Annotated in this window: 8 protein-coding genes and 3 tRNA genes; 3 read left to right on the forward strand and 8 right to left on the reverse strand. The window is 58.4% G+C overall.

What is annotated here, in order from left to right:
* Window positions 1–69 precede the first annotated feature (69 nt).
* From AS026_RS03800 to rlmB, 7 genes are all read right to left on the reverse strand, one after another.
* On the reverse strand, window positions 70–633 hold the full coding sequence (locus AS026_RS03800) for a UPF0149 family protein (protein WP_062368490.1): 564 nt from the start codon (window positions 631–633) through the stop codon (window positions 70–72).
* Window positions 630–2,204, reverse strand: a complete 1,575-nt coding sequence (gene tnpC / locus AS026_RS03805) for an IS66 family transposase (RefSeq protein WP_028749712.1) — start codon at window positions 2,202–2,204, stop codon at window positions 630–632. The genes AS026_RS03800 and tnpC overlap by 4 nt, the downstream gene beginning before the upstream one ends.
* 48 nt (window positions 2,205–2,252) lie before the next feature.
* Entirely contained in the window at window positions 2,253–2,609 is a 357-nt protein-coding gene (gene tnpB, locus AS026_RS03810; RefSeq protein ID WP_028749713.1) for an IS66 family insertion sequence element accessory protein TnpB, read from the reverse strand.
* Entirely contained in the window at window positions 2,606–3,076 is a 471-nt protein-coding gene (tnpA, locus tag AS026_RS03815; protein ID WP_062368489.1) for an IS66-like element accessory protein TnpA, read from the reverse strand. Before tnpA ends, tnpB begins: the two co-directional genes overlap by 4 nt.
* Window positions 3,077–3,500: 424 nt before the next feature.
* Window positions 3,501–3,576 (reverse strand) — tRNA-Thr (locus tag AS026_RS03820).
* A gap of 325 nt (window positions 3,577–3,901) precedes the next feature.
* Window positions 3,902–4,057, reverse strand: coding sequence for a hypothetical protein (locus AS026_RS42220; RefSeq protein WP_018859846.1), 156 nt, complete (start codon window positions 4,055–4,057; stop codon window positions 3,902–3,904).
* Window positions 4,058–4,242: 185 nt separating this feature from the next.
* Window positions 4,243–5,133, reverse strand: a complete 891-nt coding sequence (rlmB, locus tag AS026_RS03825; protein ID WP_025661201.1) for a 23S rRNA (guanosine(2251)-2'-O)-methyltransferase RlmB — start codon at window positions 5,131–5,133, stop codon at window positions 4,243–4,245.
* A gap of 206 nt (window positions 5,134–5,339) precedes the next feature.
* Here rlmB and AS026_RS03830 point away from each other — a divergent pair.
* A tRNA-Tyr gene (locus tag AS026_RS03830) sits at window positions 5,340–5,424 on the forward strand.
* A gap of 26 nt (window positions 5,425–5,450) precedes the next feature.
* Window positions 5,451–5,524: transfer RNA gene (locus tag AS026_RS03835), tRNA-Gly, on the forward strand.
* Window positions 5,525–5,587: 63 nt separating this feature from the next.
* Here the strand turns inward: AS026_RS03835 and AS026_RS03840 are convergent.
* Window positions 5,588–6,097: a hypothetical protein gene (locus AS026_RS03840; protein WP_062368637.1), complete on the reverse strand. Its 510-nt coding sequence runs from the start codon at window positions 6,095–6,097 to the stop codon at window positions 5,588–5,590.
* Between the two features lie 267 nt (window positions 6,098–6,364).
* On the opposite strand from AS026_RS03840, the gene tuf reads away from it, so the two are divergent.
* On the forward strand, window positions 6,365–7,533 hold a 1,169-nt coding region (gene tuf, locus AS026_RS03845), incomplete at its 3' end, for an elongation factor Tu (RefSeq protein ID WP_062368638.1).

Genomic DNA, 7,533 nt, shown 5'->3' on the forward strand with positions numbered 1-7,533 from the left:
GTGAGCGCAACGAATGGCCCACGGCTTTCGTGATTTGACTAAATAGGTTTCTGGCTTTCTGGCTCTCGGTCAGAACTTCTGCTTTGCCCGCTTCGGCATAAAATAGGTTCGGATATTGACGAGTGCTTCGGCGACGGCAGCAGCATCCTGGTGGGTCGCTTTCCGTTTTACCTCGCCGAGCTTGCGGATCGGCGCAATGATATCCCCAGTGACGGCATGACCTCGAAGGACAGGCTGCCAAAGCCTTGGCGCGTGTCGTGTTCCAATGAGAAAGCAGATGTCCCAATCAAATGGATCAAGGGTCTGATCATCGATCTGGGTGAACCTTGGCCGGTGGTCTTTCGGTCTCTCGGAAAGGCTTGCAGATATCCGATTATACTCTGCAACGATCGTCTGCACGGCCCGATGTTCGGTTGTTTCCATCGGCAGGTTTAGGGCATCCGGGCCGGTCAGTTCCGGGATCCATTGCCGTGGGTCGATGAACCTGGGGCCGATGATGAGGGCCGTAAGATAACCATCGAGTCTGCTCATTGACCAGATAGGCGATGGCGGACGACGTCTCCTGATAAAGGCTTCGAATGCGTCGTCATCGAGCTTCGGTCGCGGCGTCATCTCCTGGCTGTTCTGTGTCATGCCGCTTGTCGCTCCTGCTGTGTCATCGCTTCGCGTTCCGCCTTCCAGGCCCAAGGCAAAAGGCTCTCCATCTCGTTGGCTTTCACTTTGCCGGAGATGATGCGCTCCAGCACATCGGCAAGCCAGACGTCGGGGTCCACGCCGTTAAGCTTTGCCGTGTTCACGAGCGATGCCAGGACAGCGAAGGTCTTTCCACCCCGCTCGTTGCCCACGAATAATGAGTTCTTTCTCGTCAAAGCCACGGATTTCATGGAACGCTCGACGACATTGGAGTCCACCTCGATCCGGCCATCCTCTAGAAAGGCTGTCAATCCGCTCCAGTGGTTGAGCATGTAAGTGACTGCCTTGCCAAGTGCCGATTTCGACGACACCTCGTCGCTCAGTTCGGTGAGATGGACCTTCAGTTCTCTCATGATGGGAGCTGCCTCACGACGCCTGCCGCTAAGCCGGGTATCTTCATCTTCCCCTCGTAGTTTTGCTTCGATGCGATAGATTTCGGCAATCCTGGCAAGGATCGACAAGGCCTCCGAAGAGCCGGTCAGTTTGACGACGTCAACGAACTTTCGCCGTGCATGAGCGAGGCAGAAGGCCAGCCGCATGGGGGCAACGTTGCTCTTGCCGCGTCGTTTGACCATGGTTTTATAGGCTTGATATCCATCAACCTGAAGCACGCCGGCGAACGACGACAGTTGCCCCTCGATCTCGCGAGCGCTGCGGCTTTCGGCAAAAATGTAGGCCACCGCCGGCGGCGCCGGACCGTTCCATGGCCGATCGTCAACCGCTTGTGCCCATAACTGGCAGACCTTGGTTCGTTTGCGCCCCGGATCGAGGCGCGGAAGTGGCGTCTCGTCACAGAACACCCTCGGCTGCGAGCGGATGAAGGCGGTGAGTGCATCGTAGAGAAGTTCGAGCCACCAGGCGACCCGCGTGACCCATGCCCCGAGCGTACCGCGATCAATGATGACGCCGCAGGAGGCCAGCATCTGCGCCTGGCGATGCAGCGGCAAATGCCAGGCAAACTTCGAAACGGCGACATGGGCTGCAAACGCCGTGGTCACCATGCCGCCGTCCATGATGCGTGCTGGTGCGGGTGCTTGCACGATGCCACTCTCGCAAGCCCGGCATGCATAGCGTGGCCGGATCGTCCGTTTCACCCGGACTACTGCAGGCACGATGTCGAGCGCCTCGCTGACATCAGTGCCGATGCAATGAAGTTCGAACGAACAGCAGGGGCAAGTCTTGCTCGCTGGCTCGATGAGCTCGTCATAACGCGGAAGGTGTTTCGGCAAACGGCCGATATTGCGGGCTGGCGATCGCCGTGCCTGCGTTTTGTCTTCATCGACCGGCGCGACATCGTCATTGGCAGCAACGGGAATGTCGCCTAGATCGCCAAGATCGAGCATTGCCTGCGTTGGATCGATCGTCGTCATCTTCTCCGATTTCGTCCCGAAGAGCTGGCGCTCAAGGAAGGCAACGCGCGCCTTGAGATCGGCATTCTCTTCGTCGAGCGAGAGAATGATCCGGGTCAATTGCGCAGCATCCTGGGGCAAGGGATCGGGTCGAAGCGGCATGACAGACCCTACCACACGGGTCTGAATCTTCAAGCAAAACCAATAGGATCAGCCTGCTTTTGAGGGCCTCCTCACCGCGTTTCGTTTGACGCGCGTCCAGTCAATGCCGGCCAGCAAAAGCGAGAACTCCTGGGCACTCATCTGCATAGCGCCATCGCGGATCGGAGGCCAAACGAACTTGCCCGCCTCCAACCACTTCGTCGCTAGGATCATGCCTGATCCGTCCCAATAAATGCAGCGAAGCCGATCAAGACGCTTGGCGCGGAACACGAACACGTCGCCACAATAGGGATCGGCCGCAAGGGCTGACGCCACCAAAGCTACCAGGCCATTCATGCCGCGCCGGAAGTCGACGGGTTGCGTCGCAACCATGATCTTCACGCCATTTGGCGAAACTCCGATCACCGGCGCCCTCGCAACGCCGCTACCATCGCCTGCGCCAGTTCAGGCGCTACCGAGCCGATGACCGTCATGCGTGCGCCCGCAATCTCGATCTCAATTCGGCCAGCGAGAACCTCTGGGGCATTCGATGGCGAGCCTTCGTGTCGTGCGCCATCCCCAACCACTGTCACCGGCACGAACACGGCAGGCGGCAAACTAGTCTTTGCCGACCGTTGAGAGGTTAGTCCGGCTTCCCGTCGCCACACATTCAGCAAGCCGCGATTGACGCCCCAGCGCCTCGCAACAGCCGAAATGTTCACTTCAGGTTCTGCGCTCTCCGCGAGAATCCGCGCCTTCTCCTCGTCAGTCCAATTCCGCCGCTGCCGCCGACCGGTGATCACCTCGATCCGCCGATACTTTCCCTCATGCCTGGCTTCATGCATGCCTTCATCCATGACTTCAAGCATGGCATCAGCGCGATCTCCAACCATCCCGGTCCACTCCTATCAATGATAGAGCTTATCTCGAGGCCTCATTCACAAAAGAAAAGGTGGGCTGTTCGTCGCGCTCACGATCCTTGAGCGGTTGGAGAAAGCCCAATCCAACCTCAGCCATTACCGGAACGCTGTAAGAAATCTCGTTTCCGAGAACGACATACAAGTTATTACAGACAATCAGATCGACTACTTTGCATCGAAGGTCGTGGATCATCTTAGAAACGGCGAGCCAGCTAGCATAAAGCGATACCTTTACGCCGTCGTCGAACGCGTCGTTGTCTCAGGCCTCCGGAAACAGGGCGGGACTACAATAACGATAGTCGGCAAGTACGCTGAACTGGAGCAAGCGATCAGAAGGGAATGCGGTGATCAGGAGGACTTCCGACAGACGCCACGTGTTCGTGGATTTGTCAGCAAATGGTGCCCCCGGCAGGGTTCGAACCCGCGACCCCCTGATTACAAATCAGGTGCTCTACCAACTGAGCTACAAGGGCGATGCCTGCCAAGTACCAGATTTTGCCGTCCTGTAAAGAAGAAATCCGCGCGATCGTGATTTCGTTCGTCCGACCTTGCATCGGAGTTTGCGTTGGAAACGCCGCAGACCCGACTTTGCTAGTTCCGAGGCGCAGTCTGCCGCACGCTCGTTTGCAAGGCGTCACCGGTCTCTCCGGCACCCAATGGCGACATAATTGCAATGCTCAGCACCGAGGCAACCATGAAAACGATAATAGCGATCATTACCCGCACATTTCTCTCCTAAATCGTGCGAAGCCAACGCGCGGGGCCGACCGTCGGTTCCCCTGATGATAGCTACACGATCTACTGTACGGGTGCTGGAATAGGGCGTTCAGGGGCGGGCGCCAGCGGAGCGAGTTCGTGAATCGGCTGCGACTTGTCGATCCAGACGATGCTGAGAATGATGGCAACGAATACGCCGACGAACAGAGTGCCGATGACGAGGGAGCGGATGGCCATATGGAAATATGTTCCTCCTGTTCGAATGCGGGGCGGCATGGAAAAGAGCAGAGTCAAAACCGAGGCGAGCTTAATTTCTGATCATCAGCAGCAGTTTGCTGGCTTCCTAGTTGCTTTGCGGCGCTGCTATCATCCCGCATATGGAAGAGAAAGATCGCGCCTTTCGCCGCGATCCCCCAACTCTATCAAATTTTCAAATGCTGCCTCGCCGCATAAAGAGCGATCGCCGCAGCATTAGATACATTGAGTGACTTGATCGCACCCGGCATGTCTAGCCTGGCAAGCGCGCTGACAGTTTCGCGCGTCTTCTGGCGTAGCCCCTTACCTTCGGAACCCAGCACGAGCGCCACCTTGTCACCCGAGAATGTGCCCTCGAGTGGCGCCGGTCCTTCCGAATCGAGGCCGATCGTGAAGAAGCCGAGCTTGTGCAGTTCTCCAAGCGCGTCGGCAAGATTCGTGATCTGGATATAGGGGATGAGTTCCAGCGCACCTGAGGCTGATTTCGCCAGCACGCCTGATTCGGTCGGGCTGTGGCGCTGTGTGGTAATGACGGCACCTGCATTGAAGGCCACGGCGGAACGCATGATGGCGCCGACATTGTGCGGATCGGTTACCTGGTCGAGCACGAGAAGCAGTGGGCTGTCCTTCAGTGCTTCCAGCCGGCGGACGGGCAGGGGGCGCGTTTCCAGCATGACACCCTGATGGATGGCATCCGGGCCGAGGACCTTGTCGATATCGTGCGGAGCGACGATTTCGACCGGAATGCCGAGCGCGTCGGCAGCGATCTCCAGACGCGCAAGCGCGTTCTGGGTCACCGACAACTTGACGTTCCGGCGCTCCTTGTTGTCAAGCGCGGCACGAACCGTATGAAGGCCGTAGAGATAGACCTGCTCGGGCGCGAGTGCAGGAGGCTTCCAGTCCTCGGCACCGCGCCGGCGCTTCTGTGGCGGCGGTGTCGGAATCTCACCGCGTTCGCGTTTGCTATCACGATGCGCGCGGCGCAGGGTTGCGTAATGCGTGTCCTTGGCGGACTTGTCGTCAGTGGGCTTGCCACCGGTTTTCTTGTCTTTGCTCATGCGGCTTTATAGCGAGGGTGCTTCTTTCCGCATAGGATTTCTTTCAGGACCCCGGCTTTCCACGGTCGATGAAATTTTTCACATTTTTTCCGTCGTCATCGTGTTGACATGCGTAAATCGTCCGGTCATATACGCGGCGCAGACCGAGGGGCGGCAACGCTTCGAAAGTCTGACGAGCTTGGTCTCACGATCCGGACGAAAAGACTGGAGAGATGCCCGAGTGGTTAAAGGGGACGGACTGTAAATCCGTTGGCTCAGCCTACGTTGGTTCAAATCCAACTCTCTCCACCATTCGTCATTGGATCGGATACCACCCCGCGGGTATAGCTCAATGGTAGAGCAGCAGCCTTCCAAGCTGAATACGCGGGTTCGATTCCCGCTACCCGCTCCAGGTTTTCGCAGTGTCCTGTTGTTCCTGTAACGCTTTGCGCGAGCCGGGTCGCTATGCGTACCTCTAGCCCCAGAGCAGCACGAAAGGCGAGGCCAGCGCGATGATGCCGGCGATCGTCCATCGCTTCTGGGTGTTGGTGCTGAGATCCTCTCTCGACAGCCATATGCGGACAGCAACGAAGCCGATGGCGATGAGGGCGCTGTAGATCACGGCGCGCAACAGGATCGACCAGCCGCCACCGAAGAGACCGATCGCGATGCCGAAGCCGGTGAGGGCGCCGAGAATACCGTATCCCACGTCGAACATCAGCGTCGTGGTGGCCGAAAGTGGCGTCAGCATCTTTGGGAAGGCGATGGCAAATGCCGCTGTGAGCAGCCATATTGCGACGATCGCTTGCAGCGTCGAAGAGCTGACGATCGATGTCGCCAGAGCCGGGAGCCGCTCGGGCGAGGAGAGGCGTACAAGCTGCGCGACCCAGTCGATCGCAGCGGCAAGAACCCACAATATGAATGCGCAGGCGGCAAAGATCAGAAAGTTGCCTGCGGATCGTTTTGCAATTTCCTTTGGTTCCATTGCGGTGTCTCCGAGCAGTGCTTCCGCGTAAGGGCTGCAAACGATGTACTATCATATCCTTGGCGCCGTCGCGCCCGTTCTTCGTGAAATATATCTTCGCTGCCATCTCCGGTGGATATTGCCGATCGGGCGCTTCCTTCCCATATGCGCCCGCAGGCTAGGAATACGGTCCGCAAATAGGTCTTGCGCAATTTCCCCGAAAGCCTTAAACGGCGGCACTAAACCGGTTCGCCGGGGTCATCCATTTCGTTCACAGGAAGCATTCAAATGGCAAAGAGTAAGTTTGAGCGCAACAAGCCGCACGTTAACATCGGCACGATCGGCCACGTTGACCACGGCAAGACGTCTCTGACGGCAGCGATCACGAAGTACTTCGGCGAGTTCAAGGCGTACGACCAGATCGACGCGGCTCCGGAAGAAAAGGCTCGCGGCATCACCATTTCGACGGCACACGTCGAATACGAGACCCCGAACCGCCACTATGCCCACGTTGACTGCCCCGGCCACGCCGACTACGTCAAGAACATGATCACCGGTGCTGCCCAGATGGACGGCGCGATCCTGGTTTGCTCGGCTGCTGACGGCCCGATGCCGCAGACCCGCGAGCACATCCTGCTCGCTCGTCAGGTTGGCGTTCCGGCGATCGTCGTGTTCCTCAACAAGGTCGACCAGGTTGACGACGCCGAGCTTCTCGAACTCGTCGAGCTCGAAGTTCGCGAACTTCTGTCGTCCTACGACTTCCCGGGCGACGACATTCCGGTCATCAAGGGCTCGGCTCTTGCCGCTCTCGAAGACTCCGACAAGAAGATCGGCGAAGACGCGATCCGCGAGCTGATGGCAGCTGTTGACGCCTACATCCCGACGCCTGAGCGTCCGATCGACCAGCCGTTCCTGATGCCGATCGAAGACGTGTTCTCGATCTCGGGCCGTGGTACGGTTGTGACCGGCCGCGTCGAGCGCGGTATCGTCAAGGTTGGCGAAGAAGTCGAAATCGTCGGCATCCGCCCGACCTCGAAGACGACGGTTACCGGCGTTGAAATGTTCCGGAAGCTGCTCGACCAGGGCCAGGCTGGCGACAACATCGGTGCTCTGGTTCGCGGTGTGAACCGTGACGGCGTCGAGCGTGGTCAGATCCTGTGCAAGCCGGGCTCTGTCAAGCCGCACAAGAAGTTCAAGGCTGAAGCCTACATCCTGACGAAGGAAGAAGGCGGCCGTCATACGCCGTTCTTCACCAACTACCGTCCGCAGTTCTACTTCCGCACGACGGACGTTACTGGCATCGTCACCCTGCCGGAAGGCACGGAAATGGTTATGCCTGGCGACAACGTCACGGTTGACGTCGAACTGATCGTTCCGATCGCGATGGAAGAAAAGCTGCGCTTCGCTATCCGCGAAGGCGGCCGTACCGTCGGCGCCGGCATCGTCGCCTCGATCGT

It is taken from the genome of Rhizobium altiplani (assembly GCF_001542405.1).
Classification (GTDB): domain Bacteria; phylum Pseudomonadota; class Alphaproteobacteria; order Rhizobiales; family Rhizobiaceae; genus Rhizobium; species Rhizobium altiplani.